This window comes from Flagellimonas sp. (assembly GCF_965222555.1).
Classification (GTDB): Bacteria; Bacteroidota; Bacteroidia; order Flavobacteriales; family Flavobacteriaceae; genus Flagellimonas.
The window spans coordinates 659,092-677,219 of sequence record NZ_CBDCUG010000004.1 but is presented as its reverse complement, the minus strand read 5'-3'; the positions used below and the strand labels follow the sequence as shown (position 1 = coordinate 677,219).

Annotated in this window: 11 protein-coding genes; 9 read left to right on the top strand and 2 right to left on the bottom strand. The window is 38.2% G+C overall.

What is annotated here, in order from left to right; all coding sequences use genetic code 11:
- Positions 1-57 precede the first annotated feature (57 nt).
- A complete protein-coding gene (locus ACOQO1_RS07495; protein WP_420602245.1) occupies positions 58-1,770 on the top strand; it encodes an ATP-binding protein in 1,713 nt (570 codons plus the stop codon).
- Positions 1,771-1,803: 33 nt separating this feature from the next.
- Here the strand turns inward: ACOQO1_RS07495 and ACOQO1_RS07490 are convergent, their stop codons facing one another.
- Both ACOQO1_RS07490 and ACOQO1_RS07485 read right to left on the bottom strand, forming a co-directional pair.
- Complete coding sequence (locus tag ACOQO1_RS07490) at positions 1,804-4,422, bottom strand: alkaline phosphatase D family protein (protein ID WP_420602244.1); 2,619 nt, start codon at positions 4,420-4,422, stop codon at positions 1,804-1,806.
- A 10-nt stretch (positions 4,423-4,432) separates the two neighbouring features.
- Positions 4,433-5,470: a substrate-binding domain-containing protein gene (locus ACOQO1_RS07485; protein WP_420602243.1), complete on the bottom strand. Its 1,038-nt coding sequence runs from the start codon at positions 5,468-5,470 to the stop codon at positions 4,433-4,435.
- Positions 5,471-5,615: 145 nt separating this feature from the next.
- Between ACOQO1_RS07485 and ACOQO1_RS07480 the strand changes: the two genes are divergently transcribed.
- The 8 genes from ACOQO1_RS07480 (at position 5,616) to trxB (ending at position 18,076) form a co-directional block, all read left to right on the top strand.
- On the top strand, positions 5,616-6,719 hold the full coding sequence (locus tag ACOQO1_RS07480; protein WP_420602242.1) for a mevalonate kinase: 1,104 nt from the start codon (positions 5,616-5,618) through the stop codon (positions 6,717-6,719).
- Between the two features lie 3 nt (positions 6,720-6,722).
- The gene (locus ACOQO1_RS07475) at positions 6,723-7,610 is read left to right on the top strand and encodes a sugar phosphate nucleotidyltransferase (RefSeq protein ID WP_420602241.1); all 888 of its coding nucleotides are present in this window, start codon (positions 6,723-6,725) and stop codon (positions 7,608-7,610) included.
- 294 nt (positions 7,611-7,904) lie between these two features.
- Positions 7,905-8,498: an RNA polymerase sigma factor gene (locus ACOQO1_RS07470; protein WP_420602240.1), complete on the top strand. Its 594-nt coding sequence runs from the start codon at positions 7,905-7,907 to the stop codon at positions 8,496-8,498.
- Positions 8,499-8,721: 223 nt separating this feature from the next.
- The gene (locus ACOQO1_RS07465) at positions 8,722-9,939 is read left to right on the top strand and encodes a FecR family protein (RefSeq protein WP_420602239.1); all 1,218 of its coding nucleotides are present in this window, start codon (positions 8,722-8,724) and stop codon (positions 9,937-9,939) included.
- A 150-nt stretch (positions 9,940-10,089) separates the two neighbouring features.
- On the top strand, positions 10,090-13,743 hold the full coding sequence (locus ACOQO1_RS07460) for a SusC/RagA family TonB-linked outer membrane protein (RefSeq protein WP_420602238.1): 3,654 nt from the start codon (positions 10,090-10,092) through the stop codon (positions 13,741-13,743).
- Positions 13,744-13,779: 36 nt separating this feature from the next.
- Positions 13,780-15,363, top strand: coding sequence for a SusD/RagB family nutrient-binding outer membrane lipoprotein (locus ACOQO1_RS07455; protein WP_420602237.1), 1,584 nt, complete (start codon positions 13,780-13,782; stop codon positions 15,361-15,363).
- 148 nt (positions 15,364-15,511) lie between these two features.
- Positions 15,512-16,477: a metallophosphoesterase family protein gene (locus tag ACOQO1_RS07450; RefSeq protein ID WP_420602236.1), complete on the top strand. Its 966-nt coding sequence runs from the start codon at positions 15,512-15,514 to the stop codon at positions 16,475-16,477.
- Between the two features lie 633 nt (positions 16,478-17,110).
- Positions 17,111-18,076: a thioredoxin-disulfide reductase gene (gene trxB, locus ACOQO1_RS07445; protein WP_420602235.1), complete on the top strand. Its 966-nt coding sequence runs from the start codon at positions 17,111-17,113 to the stop codon at positions 18,074-18,076.
- The last annotated feature ends 52 nt before the right edge of the window (positions 18,077-18,128 follow it).

The window sequence follows — 18,128 nt, the reverse complement described above, 5'->3', positions numbered from 1 at the left end:
ATATCCATTAAATCGCCTTGGTGGGCCAGCAATATTGCATATTCCATATATGTATTATTGACCGGATTGCTTTTTCTTGGCATTGTTTTTTGGGTAAGGCTCAGAAACAAGTTGCATCGGGAAGAATTTCAATTTAACAAGGAAAAAGAACTGTATGCATTGAAGATGAATTTCTTTGCCAAAATGTCCCATGAGATCCAAACACCTTTAACGCTCATTACAGGTCCAATAGATGATATGTTGCAACGAGCCACATCCAATGGAAATCTATTATTGCGTCAACGACTTTCATTGATCAAAAACAATGCACAGCGACTTTCCAGGATTTCAAAAGGTTTAATGACCGTAAGGGATAGGGAGTTGGACAAACTTCGCATTTATGCCCTGAGAAAGAATATTGTGGATGATTTAAGAAAGATTGCCAGTTCATTTTCGGAACAAGCTAGATTTAAAGATATTGACTTTGTTCAGGACTATCCTAAGGAAGAGTTTTTTCTCTGGTACGATGCTGAAAAGTTGGAGCACATTTTTTACAATTTATTGTCCAATGCTTTCAAGTTCACTCCTCGTGGTGGACAAATTGTGCTAAGGTTAAAAGAAGGTAAAAAAAGACTGAAAATTTGTGTTATTGACTCGGGACCTGGTATTCCAATTGAGGAACGAGAGGATATTTTTGAAATGTTCTATCAGTCCGAAGTTGGAAAAAATGTAAAAGGATTGGGCATTGGATTAGCACTCACCAAAGAACTGGTAGACCTTCACCAGGGTAAAATCAAGGTTTCTTCATCAGATGAAGGAACCTGTTTTACGGTAAGCTTAAAAACAGGCAATATTTTCTCAAGGGATGAAAAAGGGGCTAATATGGTCGCAAGTTCATTAAATGTTCCATCGTTAGCGGAAATAGATCTGCTTAGAGAGTTGGATATTACCTATGAGGACCGAATGGATAAATGTGCCACCATTCTTATTGTTGAGGATAATGTGGACATGCAGATATTTCTTAGAGATCTATTTTTTGAAAAATATCATGTGTTGATAGCGGACAATGGAGAAGAGGGATTGAAATTGGCGAAAAAGAAACTACCTGATCTTATAGTGAGTGATATAATGATGCCTTCCATGGATGGAATAACCATGAGCAAGATTCTATTAAAATCAAAAGCAACATCCCATATACCCATTGTATTGCTGACGGCCAAAGAGGCTGCTAAAACAAAATTGACAGGACTGCAAACAGGTGCATTGGCGTATATTCAAAAACCTTTTAATCCCAATGAATTATTGGTTAAGGTGAATAACATTCTGGATAATAAGGAGAAGACCATCAGCAAACACAAAACGGATATGATCAGTGACCCTCAAATGGAAACGGTCAAATCCAAAGATGATCTGTTTATGGAAAAATTGGTAAGCAAACTGAATAGCAATCTGGAAAGCTCCGAATTTAAGTTGGAGGATTTGGCGGATAGCATGCGTATGAGCTATTCCGTAATTTATAGGAAGTGTCAGGAGATTACCGGTAAAACCCTGATCGATTTTCACAAAACCCTTAAACTAAAACATGCGGCACTGCTTTTCTTGGAAAATGGCTATAATGTTTCGGAAGCTGGATATATGGTTGGCTATAAAAATTCAAAATACTTTACAAAGTGTTTTAAGGATGAATTTGGAAAACCACCAACGGCCATTAAAAATGAATGCAAGGAAATTGGAATAGCACAATTGATAAAAAAATATAATATTGTGACCGTACAGTCTGTAGAATCTTAGACTTTAGTTTTTAGGCTGAATTTTCCATTTCCTTTAAATTTTGATTCGTATAGTTTTGGTTTGTTTTTCACGAGCTTTCAGGTTGTCATATACCTTTTTATAGCCAAGTTCCGGGATACTGATTTCAATCTGATATTTACCTTTTACAAAAACCTTTGGGGTATATCCACTGGTTTTTGGTCTTATAGCATAAACCAACTTTCCATCAACATCAAATATTTTTAAAATAGGGCTAGAATCTCCAACCCATTCTATTCTAGGAAGCCATGCAACAGCCTTTCTAGGATAATTATCTTCTTGGGTTACGGTAACCGGCCACCCTGGATATTGACTGTTTGGAGAGGTGGGGTCAATAAACCTTGGCCAACATTCGGTCTTGATGGTTCGTTTCTTTTTATTGAATGTCACTAGACCATAACCAACGGCCCTATTATGTAAGATTTTTGGCTCTTTTCCAGTATCATGGGGGTTTGCGACGGCAAATACGGTCATTTTGTTTCCAAAGCCATCCACATGCTCTCCCAAATACGAAGGATTCTCATAAGTGTGCTTGCTGCTGTCCACATTGGGCCAAAACCTCCTGGGCCATATGTTATTGAGAGCTGGTCCTGCAAAGGCATATCCACTATCATTATGTTCGCCCAAACCATACTGAATAAAACTGGCCAAATGCTGATCTCCGGCTATATGAAACGCAAATGCTTTTCTAATAGTTTTTACGGCAAGATTACGTCCTTTGGCTGGCCAACCATTGGAATCCATATCTACAGTGGGCCTGTCTCCTTTAACATATTCCCCTTTTTTAGGAATGGGAAGAGAGGGTATGACCGCCCCCGTCTTTGCGCCCTCAGGCAGCGTGGCCAAGGTTGCAAAATTAGTTTGGGAAAGTACCACCTTCATTTGGGCATTATTGCTCCAATCCAAAGTCCAATTATCAAGAAATTCATGCTGTCTTTTACCTAAAAGGTCAGCGTCAATATCACGATATTCCTTAATATCAAAATCATCACTCATGATCCAACCATTATTGACCTGGGCACTTTTGGGAAGTACATTTTTTGGGGCCGATTTGAATTTTCTGTCCTCAAGAATGGCAAAACTGATACCGCCATAGTTCCAATGGGTATAGTAAACCCCAATACCTTGTTTTACAGGGGTTGAATCAAATGCATCCGGAAGGTGACCTGTTTGCGTACGTTGTACCATATTTACCCATTTAGCAGGCATTTTATAACCTCCGCTATCTTGGGCAAAGGCCCCAAAACCTTTGGATGTGTCCGCTTTTTCACCTTCCTCGCCCCAAATATTTCCATGGTAAACATCGTGGTCATCAGGGATTATGGCGCATGGTCTATGCCTGTACAGATCTCGATAGGACCAACCAAACATGTACCATTTTCTAAGATAATCCAGACACGTTTTGTCAAATTCCCCCCTGAACATGGCCCCAAAACCTCCAGTAGCCTCATAAAACTGATCTCCAAGAAACAAGATAACGTCCGGATTTAATTTGGATACATTTTCGGGAATGTCTGAATCTGGAAAGCCATAGTGGAAATTACAGCTAAAAACAGCAGTCCTTATTTCATTCTTGTCATGTGGTTCCTTGGTTATGGTTCCCTCATAATGGTAGGTTTCCATTTTGTTCCTCAAAGGAATATCCACGCTAATTCTAAAAGGAATATCCTGTTCCATTTCAAAATCTATAAATGAAAAAAGAACCGACCTTCCTTCTGGATCCATATTCCCAGATTGAAGGGTTGTCCACTTTCCAATATTATCCTTCACCTGAAAGTGTATGGAGTGACCATTTATCTCTTCAATTGGAGCCATCTGCGCGGTAAGCTTAAGCTTGCCCTTGTTCAAGGTGTATTGAGTAAAGCAAATGGGCCCGAAGAAATTATCTTCTTTGAATGTCAAATCCTCTGAGGTAATATGCCAATTGGAAAATGCCGCACTTGGAATTTCTGTTTTTAATCCTTTTTTGAGTTTAAAATCAGACAACAAGGAAAAATTGCCGGTAAGCTGAGCATTGGATAACTCGCTAATTTCTTTTTTGTAAAGTAGATCGTCCGTTTGAGGGGCTGTCACTGAAACAGTAACCCCGTAGGTCTCTTTATTAGGAACTGCCTCAATCACCAATCCAAATTGCTTGGGAATTGTACTCAAAGAGGTTTCAAAAATTTGATTGCCAATTTTAAGGTCACCTTTTGTTGTTAATCCTATAGCCGTTCCTTTACCAAATACTGCAGCCGACCTGTAGTCCTCATTAGGTCCGGTTACCCCCAGTCTTACCCCTAGGCATCCTTCGTCAATGGTTTCCAAATTTGGGTTAAGCACATCAATTACTACTGAAGTGATGAAGCCGACCATTTTTTCCGGTTTTTGAATCGGCAGCAAATGAAGGCTTCTGTTTTTATCGGTTACATCACAAATAACCTTGCCATCTTTTAAGAACCAATCCTGTAATCTGTTGCCCCAATATTCGGGTCCAACCCATTTCATGTTTGGCCAGTTATGCCAATTACTATTAAAACTCAAGCCTTGGGGATAGGGCCAAGACTTAAAAGTGCTATGGGCTAATACTGAAGGAGAAATACAGGGCGCAACCGCTCCCATTAATATGGTTTTTAGGTAATTTCTTCTTTTCATTTGGAGTTTTTCAGATCAGATAACTTTCAACATTCTCTGAGTTTACAATATCAATTGGGAGTAAACGTTTTTTTGGGATTTCCTTTCCAAAAAGCAAGGTTTCGATTAGGCCTTTTAATCCAAGGGAGGCTTGGGTTTTGGGGCTCTGGTGTATAAGAAAATCTATTTCGCCGGTCTTCAAACATGTTACGTTATTCGCCAGTAAATCATACCCGACGATGCTACATTTTTTTCCTTCCTTTTTTAATGCCTTAGCTACTTCGTATGCTTTTGAGGTTGTTACGAAAAAAGCATCTGAAGAATCGAACTGCGCTACAATACCAGGGAACTTACTCCCAAATTCATTACTGTTTAAGGTCAACGTCTTTATTTGGAAAGAACCCATTTCTTTAAAAAAAGAATTAAACCCTTGTTCCTTTTGTTTCATGTGGATTGCATTGTTGAAAGTTTCATCAATATGTACAATTGCAATTTTTGAATGCGGGTTTATTAAACTGTGAACGAGTTTTGCGCCCACCCGACCGCTGGAATATAGATCTTGCCCAGTATGTTGGTCCACATGCTCACTGGAAAGACTGCTATTGAAAGTAGCTGATAAGATTTGTTTGGCATCGAGCTTTTCTAAGAGTGCATTACTTTCTTTTTCAAACAAAGGAACAAAGAGAAAAGCATTTAGATTTTCCGTTTGGATCAATTGTTCCCCGATCGTTAAGAATGAGCTAGGGTTGGAGGGGTCATAACAATGCGTTTCTATTTCGAGGTCGAATGCGCTGAACTCTTCAATAATGTCATTTACACCTTCCATGCACGGTTCCCAATAGGGATCTTTTTGAGGATCTGGGATCAGTACTTTTATGGAATAGATGGCATTGTTTTTTAGGGTACGGGCAATGGGGTTAGGTTTATAATCAAATTCCTTTAGTGCATTGGTAACCGCTTTTAAGGCTTTTTCAGACACCTTTCCTCTTTTATGAAGTACTCTGTCCACTGTGCCTATGGATACTCCAGCCGCTTTGGCTATATCCTTTATGGTATGTTTTTTCTTCATTTCAGTAGCAAGATATAAAAAAGATATAGAGTTTGTGTGTACGATAACATTTTTTTGTTTCTTTGCATTGTTAAAAGATTTCTTACTTAAGCCAGAACAATCAAAAAAGTAAGGAAAAACCCTAAATAGTTAATAGTATATAATTTTGAATTCAGACCGTACAAAAGAAAAAATAGTTACACAATCCCCAGGAAGAACGTGCCTGTTTGGTGATCATCAAGATTATTTAGGGCTTCCAGTAATTGCCTGTGCCATTGATAGGCATATTAAGCTTGTGGCTACTTTAAACACCACTCGTGAGCTGGTAATCAATAAACCGGATATCAATGAAAAGCGAATCCTTGCTATTGATGATGAAATAAGTCAAGTTTCAAAAGGGGACCATTTATTGGCCGCCTTGAAAATCCTGCAGGGATATGATTGTATTCCCCATGTTGGTTACGATATAACCATTTCCGGAAATGTGGCAATAAATGCGGGAATTTCAAGCTCAAGCGCTGTTGTTGTGGCCTGGATACAGTTTTTGATTGAAGCATATGGCTGTAATGTGCCAGTGAGTAGGGAATTGATTTCCCAAATTGCTTATGAGGCAGAAGTGACCTTTCACGGAGCTCCAGGAGGCAAAATGGACCAATATGCAATTGGGTTGGGGAACATCATATATCTTGAAACGGGGGATTCATTGTCTTATGAGATGATAAAAAAACCATTGCCTGGACTTATTGTGGGAGAATCAGGAATACCCAAGCAGACTACGGGTGTTTTAAGGGAACTTAAAGAAAATGCTCTTTTGGCCATTCATAAGGTGAAAGAAAGAGTTCCCAATTTTGAAGTGGGCGATTTGGATATTAATGATCTCTCAAAATATTTAAACTATGTGCCTGATAACCTTAAAATATTCTTTGAGGCGGCCATAATTAATCATGATATTACCAAACGGGCTTTGGTTGAGTTCAAAATGTCCACACTCGATTTAAAACAGATTGGTACTTTAATGAATGAACACCACCATATTCTTAAGGATTACCTGCATATTACGGTTCCTAAAATTGACGATATGATCAATGGGGCTTTACATGCAGGAGCCCTTGGCGCCAAAATTGTGGGGTCTGGTCGTGGTGGTAGTATTGTGGTTCTGTCCAAAGATGGTGAACAACAGAAGGTTGTAGATGCACTCTTAAAAGCAGGTGCCAAGGATGCATACCCGGTTAATGTAGATCAAGGAATTAAAATAATTGAATCTGAGTAAAGAATGAACAAACATAAAAATTTAATCATACTGGCAGGTGGAGCATCATCCAGAATGAAAAAACCAGAAACAAGTTCCAAAGGACTTACCCAAGATGAAATTGACCAGGCCAATCAACGTAGCAAGGGACTTATAACGGTAGGAGCGGAGGGAAGGCCTATGATGGATTATGTGCTATATAATGCCAAAAAAGCTGGTTATAGCAATATCTATATTGTAATAGGTGAAAATGGGGAGTTGTTTCGGGAGTATTATGGAAGCGAAAGTAAAAACAATTCTTTTCATGGACTTAGCATTTCATTTGCAGTACAGTACATTCCGGAGGGCAGAAAGAAACCATTTGGAACTGCCGATGCTTTGTTTCAGGCAGTCGAACAATTCCCAGAACTCAATGAGGATTACTATTCTGTTTGCAACAGTGACAATCTTTATTCTGTAGAGGCACTCGAGGCACTTAGAAATACAGATGTCCCCAACGCATTTATTGGTTATGATCGTGATGCTATGGAATTTCCTTCTGAGCGTATTTCACGATTTGCCGTTGTTAAGGTGGATAAGGAAGGGTATCTGTTGGATATTATTGAAAAGCCTTCTGAAGATGAGGTGGAAGAGTACCGGGATACGGATGGTAAACTCAGGGTGAGTATGAACGCTTTTAAATTTGATGGTCAGAAGATGTATCAATATTTAAAAGACTGTCCAGTGCATCCGGAACGAAACGAAAAGGAGTTGCCCACGGCCCTGCTTAATATGCTCAAGGATTACCCAAAAACAGCAATTGGAATTCCATTTTCTGAGCATGTTCCAGATTTAACCGCTAAGGAAGATATTGTTGAGGTAAAGAAATACTTGAATTCAAAATACACAAAATTGGATTGGGGTTCTAACTAAGTCAAGAAGATTGGATTGTACTATGTCTATATAAAACTTGACTATCTTTTTAAAAAGTAATCATTAGTTAACTTAAAAAGTACTAAAATTCCTATTTATGCAAAAAAAGTATTGTTTTTTGTATAAAATGAAGTGGGTGTTCACTCAAATTAGAAATACTTTCGAATCATTGAGAACACTATTTGTGTAATTTTACAGGTAAAATGGCAATGATTTAGACCTGTCTTTGTCATTATTCAAGAGCTTTTAAGCTTTGTGTTCATTAAAGAAGTCCGTGAGGATAGCCCCCAGAAAATGAAGGAAAGTAGTGCAAACTTAGAACAACTTTTGTTATCCCTAAAAAAGGGGGATAAGATTGCTTTTAGGGCAATATTCAAATTATATAGGCCAAAATTGTTCTATTTTGTTTTTTCAATAGCAAAATCGGATTATGTTACGGAGGAGATACTTCAAGAAGTGTTTATAACAGTCTGGACCAAAAGGAAGACCATTGATATTTCCAGTTCTTTCAATTCATTTATCTACACGATTGCCAAAAACGCCACCTATAACCATCTGAGGAGTATTGCCAATAGAGAGAGTTTAAAAGAAGAACTCTGGAAAAACCTTAGCCATATCCACGATCAAACCCAAAATGCTATACTATTGGCCGAATATCAGGATATAGTGAATGATATTTTGGAAAATATACCAACCCAAAAACGAAGTATTTTTGTGTTGTCCAAACAACAAGGAAAAAGCAATCAGGAGATAGCTGATTTGCTAGGAATCTCTCCTAAGACAGTTAAAAACCACCTGTGGAAAACATTGCAGATCATCAGGGAACAACTTCAGCCTCATTTGGTCGATACCGTTGGAGCTATTTTAATATTGCTCGCTGCATCTTAAAAGCCTTTCCTACTTAAATCAAAATGACTTATTATTTGCATTATGGAGATGCATCGACATGTTAATAACTTGATTTTTGTGACTTTGTAAGTCATTGATTCAATGTTGATTGGATATTTGTTTTGATGATTATCAGAAAAAATGAGTTTCTACTTGGGACTTTTGGCATTTTCAAGTGTAACATATATAAGGATATATATAATTCAATCCGACGAAGCTGACCATGGACAACGAACATCACATAGATCAACTTTTTCAAAAGTTCATTGACAATACCATTACTAAAAAGGAGTATGAGGTTTTGATGAATTTCATTAAAGATCCCAATTCCGAAAAAAAGATAAAGGAAGTCATGGACTCACATTGGAGAAGTATTGATGCTTCTGGAAAAAAAAAGACCAGCAAAGAGGAAGGAGCTCTTCTTGAACTTGTGATGAATAGGGTAGAGCATATGGAAAAACAGGAAAATCCTCAAAGAAACCTAAAACCCATGAGGATGATTTCCACTAGTACAATATTTAGGGTTGCCGCCTCTGTTGTAATAGTAGTTGGACTGTTCTATGGTTACCAAAATGGATTGTTTTTCAAGTCGGCTCCTTCGGATAACTCTTTGCCAGATTCCAATGCCATTACACTTAAATTGGATAACGGTAATATAGAAGTTGTTTCTGAAAACGAACAACGTAAAATTTCCGATGTTGACGGAAATGTGGTAGGGTTCCAAAAAGGCAACCAAATAGATTACAATACTGGGCAACCAAAGTTAAAGGAGCTTGTTTACAATGAACTTACTGTGCCATATGGAAAAAGGTTTGACTTGGTTCTATCTGATGGAACTAAGGTAAAGGTCAATGCGGGTACCATAATAAAGTATCCCGTACAGTTTATAACAGGACAAAACAGAAAGGTCTTTGTAAAGGGAGAGGCATATTTTGATGTAACTGAAGATATAGCGCATCCTTTTGTGGTCAATGCAAATGATATTAACGTGGAAGTGCTGGGTACGGAATTCAACGTTTCTTCGTATCCGGAGGATTTGGCCGTTAATACGGTTTTGGTCGAAGGCTCTGTTAAAATATATGATAGGTACAAGGAACAAAACCCCGAATCTCACACTTTGCTTACTCCTGGAAATATGGCAGCGTGGGACAAAGCAGAAAAGAAAATCGAGGTTATACCAGTGGATGTTGAAATTTATACTGCATGGAAGGACGGGGTTTTACTATTCAAAAGATCCTCTTTTGGCAACATTAGAAAAAAGTTGGAAAGGTACTTTGACATTACCATTGAAAACAAATATGGGTTTTTAGAATCCCAGGTATACACCGCCACATTTAATAACGAAAGTCTTGAGGAGGTAATGGAGGCTTTTAAGGAAGATACTCCTTTTGAATATAGGATAGAAAATAACAAGCTAATTATAACTGATTCAATTAACTAAATAACCAAAAAGCCTATGCAATAAAAAGAGCGTAAAGAGAACCATAAAAGTCACTCTAAAAAAAAATAACCGGAAAATGTTGGAGCATTTTCCGGCGTAAAAAGTGACTTAACCTAAAAACTAAGTTAAATCAGCAAACCATTCAAAAGTATGAAAAAATTAAACCTAGGCGGTCTTTCCCTATGGGAAAGGTTGCTTATTACTAATCTAAAGATGAAACTAACGTCACTTTTACTTATAGTTTCACTGTTCCAAATACAGGCTAGTACATATTCTCAAAACACCAAGATTACATTAAAATTGGACAATGCCACTGTAGAGGAGGTTTTTGATAAAATAGAATCCCTTTCTGAATTTAGATTTCTATACAACCATGCCAAAGTAGATGTGAATAGAAGAGTATCCGTTAATGCACAACAAGAACGGATTAATGACATTCTTGAGTCGTTGTTTTCTGACACTAATATCTATTTTGTGGTTAAGAAGAAGCGTATTTCTTTGAAAACGGGAAAGATGAGAGCTTCAGAAAAAAATAGACTGTCTACTAATACTCTACTACAAGATCATACGGTTACTGGACAGATTTTAGACCAAGATGGTCAACCTTTACCTGGTGCCACCGTCATAGAGAAAGGAACCGGTAATGGAACACAAACCGATTTTGACGGAAATTATTCCATAAGTGTTTCAAACACTTCGGCTACGTTGGTATTCTCTTATATTGGATATGAAACCAAGGAAATCCCAATTAGCGGTCAGAATACGATAAATGTAACCCTTGCGGAAGATACTCAGGTTCTCGGAGAAGTTGTAGTAACTTCTTTGGGTATTACAAGAGAAAAACGAGCTATAGGTTATGCAACATCTACAATTAAAGCAGAGGAAATTGTTAAAACAGGTACACCTAACGTTGCCACTGCATTATATGGTAAAGCACCTGGTGTTCGTATTGCGGCTACTTCCGGCGGGTCTACAAGTGCTGTAAATATTCAAATTCGTGGTATTGGATCTATAACAGGAAGTACCCAGCCACTTATTGTGTTAGATGGTATACCAATTCGTAACGATGATGTTAGTAATGACAACTATTGGGCAGATCAACGAGTTAGAGGTAATGGTCTTTTGGATATTAACCCAGAGGATGTTGCTAATATATCTATTCTTAAAGGTGCTTCTGCTGCAGCCCTTTATGGAAACGAAGCTTTAAACGGTGTTGTTCTTATTACCACAAAAACTGGTAAAGGTGGGAAAAAAGGCTTGGGAGTTAGTGTCAATTCAACATATACTACTGACAAGGCTGCTTACTTCCCCAGATTCCAAAATGTAAGAGGTCCTGGTTATCCTGTTTATCTGAATGATGTTGGTCAAGGAGAAGATATGTGGTTGGAAAGAGATGGCAATCGTATTCCTATTGGTACAACATTGAACTATGGACCTAAATTTGATGGTCAGCCGACTTTGGCTTGGACAGGTGATGTAATACCTTACACTGCACAAAATGGACCGGAAGGTTTGTATCAAGATGCACACAACTTCATCAATAACATCTCTATTGTAAACAGTACGGAAAATTCTAACCTTAGATTCTCTTATACGCGTCAGGACAATGAAGGCTTAAGTAGAAATTCTGAAAATGATAAAAACATTTTTAATTTAAACACCAGCTTTCAATGGAATGATGATTTAAAGACTGATATTTTGGTTAACTATGTTAACGCTAAAGTGAAAAGCAGACCATACTCTATTGATCGTTTAACAAATAACTTTGGCGGTATGATGACCCGTTTCGATAGTGGAAACTGGTATCAAGAATACTACAAGACCAGCTTGGGTTACCGTTATGTAACAGGGGATAACACAAACACTTTTACTCCAGACGAAAATATAAGAATTCCTGGTTACCGTGGTGACGTATTGGATTATACCTGGCGTGTTAATGAAAATAGATACGAAGAAAACACGGATCGTGTCATTGCAAGTATTACACAGCATTGGGATATTACTAATGCGTTAAACTTAAGAGGTAGGATTTCTACGGACTTCACAAGTTATCAATCCCAATCCAAAAACACATCAACAAGACCTTTAATTTATGGCCCTTCTGGCCATTATGGCATCGAGAATTCAATAAGCAAAATCTTTTATGGCGATGTACTTTTAACATATTCCAAAGAACTTACTCCAGATTTGGGAATGAGATTGATGGCAGGTTATAATGCTACCAAAGAGACGTTTTTTAGGACCAATAGAGGTGTCAATGGAGGATTGAGTGTAGAAAATTGGTTTTCACTAAATGCTTCTACCAATACAGCGAATTCGGGAAGTGATGAAGAGGCATTGACCAAAGATGCATTTTTGGCAACAGCAAATTTTGACTACAAAGGCTACTTGTATTTAGAAGGTACAATTAGACGTGACCGTACATCAACAATGCATCCCGACGATAACGCATTTTACTATCCATCAGTAAATTCTGGATTTGTATTTTCTGATGCTTTTGATATGCCAGAATTTCTCTCTTATGGAAAACTTAGGGCATCTTGGGGTAAAGTAGGAAACTTCCCTGGAAGGTACGCGGCAAATGTTGCCTATGACCAAAACACCTTGGGGTCTCAAGGAGGAGGTTCTGTAATTTATACTACAATTCCGGATAGAGCAGGTAACGATGGGATAAAATCTGAAACCTTACGAGAAATCGAATTTGGTTTAGACCTTAAGTTTTTTCAAGGTAGAATAGGCCTTGATATGGCTTATTATGATTCTAGGCTAGAGGATCAGATTATCCCACTTTCTTTACCAAACTCTTCAGGAGCGGGTAGCATATTGACCAATATCGGAACCATGCGCAATAAAGGATTTGAAATAGGCTTAAATGCAACACCGATTTCTACTGCAGATTTTACATGGGACATGAATATCAATTTTGCAAAAAATGAAAACAAGGTAGAATCATTGGCTCCAGGCTTAGAAGAATTGCTGCACAGAGATTTTGATGGAGGCGGTGCTCAATTAAGATCAGAGCCAGGCGAACCTGTAGGTGTTTTTTATACACATCCAGTAGCGACCCATGCTAATGGCGGTAAAATTGTGGATCCTAATGGATTGTACAAGGTAGACCCCGATGAGTGGATAAAAGTAGGTAGCGCACAACCAAAAGCTGTTGGTGGGGTTTCAAACTACTTCAGATATAAAAACTTCTCATTAAGTGGCTTGATCGATTATAGAATAGGTGGTTATGTTATGCCAACTGCTATAAACTGGATGACCGGTAGAGGCTTAACTGAAGAGAGTTTAAATGGAATGGATACTGAACATGGTGGTTTATCGTGGTATGCAGACGCCAATACTGGAGACCGCAATTTAATAGCTGCAGGAACAGCACAGGGTCCTAATGGAGAGGTAGTTTACGATAACGGTATTGTTTTGGACGGTGTTAAAGCGGACGGATCACCTAACGATTACATTACCTCAAATCCTGAGTATTATTGGACAGTATATAACTGGGGTGGGCCTCAATATAGCCCAAATACACGTTACGAGTTGTACATTAAAGAGAATACATATTTCAAAATGCGTGAGCTTTCTTTAGGTTACCAACTCCCTAAAGAGGTATCTAAGAAAATAGGGTTTCAGGATATACAACTATCAGTGTTCGGAAGAAACCTTTTCTATTTATATAGAAATATAAAAGACATGGATGCGGAGCAGCTTACAGCTGGTTCTAGATGGGCACAAAATGTAAGTAATGCAGGAACAAACCCTGCAAGCAGAACATTTGGATTGAGTGTACGTGCTAAACTCTAGATGATAAGAAAAAGAATAATTAAAAAAGTTTAAAACATGAAGAAATATATATATATAATGTTGCTGGCGGTTACGGTCACATATACGGGCTGTCAGAAAGCTGACTTTGCTGATAATTATGCAGACCCCAATAAAATTGCCGAAACTACGGTACCAAAACAATTTACCGGGATTTTAGCAACCAACAGAGATTATGTAGTTCCTAATTATAATAACTATTTTATCATATTCAGACCTACCTTATTGCCTTGGACACAAGCAGCAGGTTCAATAAATGGTCTTAGCCAATACGTAGTTGGGTCTGCTAGTGTAGATGAGCAGTGGAACAGGAATTATTATAGAATGTTTCAGCAATATAGAGAGCTGGAAAGAGTTTATAATGATTTGCCCGAGGAAGAGCAGGCAAAAAACAGGATATTTTGGTTAGCTGCCAATATATACGTGTTTGACCACACACAAAAAATGGTAGATTTATTCGGACATATTCCGTTTTCGGATGCGGGTAGATTGAGTCAAAATGGAGGTGACTATCTCTCTTCATTACCTACATATGATTCTTCTCAGGAGATTTACACAAAAATGCTTGATGAGCTTAAAGCATTTGCCGATGAGCTAAATACCATTTCAATCAGTGCATCCACAAAAACAATATTTGATACCCAAGACTATATAAATCATGGGGATATTACACTTTGGAAAAAATATTGTAATTCTTTACGCTTGAGAATACTAAATCGTGTTTCTGGAGTTTCGGAATTTTCTTCCCGTGCGGATTCAGAGATAAATGATATTTTGAGTAATTCAGGAAGTTTTCCAATTGTGGATGCCAACGATGAAAACATCCAGGTTGAGGTTGTAGATTTAGATTCGCCTATTAATTCCAAAGGATTTGAAAATGGATTCGGAAGTGATGGTTGGTACACCAATTTTGCTGGAAAGAAAATGGTGGATCATATGAACGACAACAACGATCCTAGAATTCGCGTCTTTTTCGAACCAGCAGAAGATGATGGAGAATACCGAGGTATTAATCCTTTAGATGACGGTACTGCTCAAACAACAGCAGCGGATAATGGAGAGATTAGCCTGTTCAATCGTTCTGCTTTTAACCAAAATGAATTCTTCCCAGGAGTCCTAATAAGTGCTGCAGAAGTGAACTTCATCAAGGCGGAATATTATTTGCGAGGAGGGAATGATGCTATGGCTCAAACTGCTTATGAAATGGGTGTTGAGCAATCTACAACATGGTACTATTGGGTAAGAACCCTTTCTGCAGATGATGTATCCGGACCTTTAACGCCCTTAGGAGCTACCGAAGTTGATGATTACCTTGCCAGTGCAGATGTTATGTGGAGCGGTAGTGACGCTGACAAAATGAAATTGATCGCTACTGAAAAATGGATTCATTACGGTGTGGTGCAGTTACATGAAAATTGGGCGGAACAACGCCGTTTGGATTTACCAGAATTGGAATTTTTACCAGATAATGCAAATACACAATCGTTACCTCCGGTAAGATGGTTATACCCTGATAATGAAAGATCTCGTAACTCTGAAAATTTTCAAGCGGTTTCGTCTATGGACAATATGACCACTAAAATTTTCTGGGATATAAATTAATTTGAGTTAGTTTTTTGTTTAGTTTGAGTTAGAGGAGAGGTCGTTTGCAGGCCTCTCCTTTATATTTATTATAACTTGTAAAACATCGTCCAAATAAATAATCATAAAGCAAAAATTGAATTAGAGTATGAGCAATTTCAAAACTAACATGAATAGGAGAAAGTTTGTCAAGAGAACCGGTATGATGGGAGTGGCCCTAACATTGCCTATTGACGTGATCCCTTCCATGTTAAAAAGAGAGACCGTAGAGTTTGGTTTAATTGCAGACGTGCACAAAGATGTAATGCACGATGCAGATGAACGTTTGCAATCTTTTATAACCGCTGCAGACAAAAAACAACCGGATTTTATCCTCCAGTTAGGGGATTTTTGCAGACCCTATGATTACAATAAACCTTTCATGGACATCTGGAACAGCTTTAGAGGAGTAAAATACCATGTTCTTGGCAATCATGATATGGATGGTGGATTTACACGTGATCAGGCAAGGGCTTTTTGGGATATGCCCAAGAATTATTATTCTTTCGACAGCAAAGGGGTTCATTTTATTGTGTTAGATGGTAACGACCCAAACCCAAAACCATGGTCGGGGTATAACCGTTACATTGGAAAAGAACAACAGGAGTGGCTTAAAAATGATCTTCAGCAAACCAATAAGCCCACAATTATCTTTAGCCATCAATCATTGGAACTGGAATATGATGGTGTTGCCAATATGGGTGAAATAAGAAGTATTTTGGAAAATGAGAATAAAACAGCAGGATTTCAAAAAGTGATGTGCTGTATCAGTGGCCATACCCATACAGATTTTATGACCAAGATCAATGGAATTTATTACGTTCAAATAAACAGTGCTTCATATAGATGGGTTGGGGGAGACCATAAAGTTATACGCTATAGTAAGGAAATCGATGAAAAATACGAATGGATCAAATACACAATTCCTTATAAAGATCCATTGTACACTTTTGTGACGCTAAAGCATGACAAAATTATTATTGAGCCGAAAAAGACGGATTTTGTTGGGCCAGGACCTGAAGAAATGAACTTGCCCAAAACATTGCCCAATGACCCAATTGTGCCTACTATTTCCAAGTTTGTGATGAAGCTTTGAGAAAATTGGTGTCATTCATTCTCCCATAAACAAGGGAAGCGGGGTGAGTGTTTTGCTCTTTAATCTAATTTCTCCACTACCGTGGTGTACTATTTATATCTATAGACTAACTACTTTTTGTCAAAAAGATTTGAAGAGACATGAAAACAATCTATAAAAGATTGTTTTCATGTCTCTTTTTTTACCCAATAGACCCTCCACAAAAAATAAATGTTGATCCAAAAGGGGCATTCATTAACGGATATGGTGCATTGATTAATTATACCCCTACTTATGAATGATTCAATGGTAAGTTTACCCCAAGTAACAAAAGAGGTATAAAATTTAAGTTAAAGACCTCTGAGAATTGGATATGGGGTGTTTGTGGGGTACTTTTTAGTGTTCAACCCTTAATTCGTTTTTATGAGGTTACCGTTACGCCGAGGGGTTTTTTGAGGTTGAGCTCCTTGGTTGTAACGGTTTTTTTGTGCTTGGCAAGTATTTTTCTTTTGAGGAAACAGCCAACAAAACGCTTGTGTTTTGGTGCTTCAAAAGCGCATTGACATTGCAAACAAAATCAACCAATAACATAATGTAAGTTTCTGAACAAAAAACCTACTTTTGTATTACTAATTTATAGCGGAAGATTTTGTTATGTCAGAACAGATAGAAAGAATAAAAACGTTGATTATTGGATCGGGTCCAGCGGGATATACGGCGGCAATCTATGCTTCAAGAGCAGATTTGAAACCGGTTATGTATACAGGCATGGAACCGGGAGGTCAGTTGACCACAACCACTGAGGTGGATAACTTTCCTGGATACCCTGAGGGTATAGATGGCCCAACCATGATGGTTCAATTGCAACAACAGGCGGAGCGATTTGGAACCGAGGTAAGGATTGGGATGGTTACTGCAGTGGATTTTAGCGATGAAATAGGTGGAATACACAAAGTAACCGTGGACGATTCCACATTGATTGAGGCGGAAACAGTGATAATCTCAACAGGCGCTACTGCCAAATACCTAAATATTCCAAGTGAGCAACGTTTAAGAGGTGGAGGAGTTTCTGCTTGCGCGGTATGTGATGGATTCTTTTACAAGGGTCAGGAAGTTGCTATAGTAGGCGCAGGTGATACTGCAGCTGAAGAAGCTTCCTATTTGGCCAATATCTGTAAAAAGGTGACTATGTTGGTCCGTAAAGATTATATGAGGGCTTCCAAAGCGATGCAACATAGAGTGAACAGCCTGGATAATATTGAGATTAAATATAATACTGAGGTAGATGAAGTTTTGGGCGAGCAGGTAGTAGAGGGCCTTAGAATGGTGAACAACCAAACAGGAGAAAAAGAGGATATAGCAATTACAGGTCTTTTCATTGCTATTGGGCACAAACCCAATACAGATATTTTTAAAGGTCAATTGGATATGGACGATACCGGATATATTATTACGGAAGGGAAATCAACCAAGACCAACAAACCTGGGGTATTTGCAAGTGGGGATGTACAAGATAAGGAATACAGACAGGCCGTTACGGCAGCAGGTACGGGATGTATGGCGGCATTGGATGCCGAACGTTATTTGGCGTCAATAGAAAGCGAGGCAGTAGCTTCCTAAGATTTTATATAAATAGAAGGCTATAAAAAAGGCGCTGTTTTATACAGCGCCT

What these genes read in the sequence shown, in the direction of transcription:
- ACOQO1_RS07470 (WP_420602240.1), top strand. Translation starts at nt 7,905, where the DNA reads ATGAAGGAAAGTAGTGCAAACTTAGAACAACTTTTGTTATCCCTAAAA.
- ACOQO1_RS07485 (WP_420602243.1), bottom strand. Translation starts at nt 5,470, where the DNA reads ATGAAGAAAAAACATACCATAAAGGATATAGCCAAAGCGGCTGGAGTA.
- ACOQO1_RS07455 (WP_420602237.1), top strand. Translation starts at nt 13,780, where the DNA reads ATGAAGAAATATATATATATAATGTTGCTGGCGGTTACGGTCACATAT.
- ACOQO1_RS07450 (WP_420602236.1), top strand. Translation starts at nt 15,512, where the DNA reads ATGAATAGGAGAAAGTTTGTCAAGAGAACCGGTATGATGGGAGTGGCC.
- ACOQO1_RS07475 (WP_420602241.1), top strand. Translation starts at nt 6,723, where the DNA reads ATGAACAAACATAAAAATTTAATCATACTGGCAGGTGGAGCATCATCC.
- ACOQO1_RS07460 (WP_420602238.1), top strand. Translation starts at nt 10,090, where the DNA reads ATGAAAAAATTAAACCTAGGCGGTCTTTCCCTATGGGAAAGGTTGCTT.
- ACOQO1_RS07465 (WP_420602239.1), top strand. Translation starts at nt 8,722, where the DNA reads ATGGACAACGAACATCACATAGATCAACTTTTTCAAAAGTTCATTGAC.
- trxB (WP_420602235.1), top strand. Translation starts at nt 17,111, where the DNA reads ATGTCAGAACAGATAGAAAGAATAAAAACGTTGATTATTGGATCGGGT.
- ACOQO1_RS07490 (WP_420602244.1), bottom strand. Translation starts at nt 4,422, where the DNA reads ATGAAAAGAAGAAATTACCTAAAAACCATATTAATGGGAGCGGTTGCG.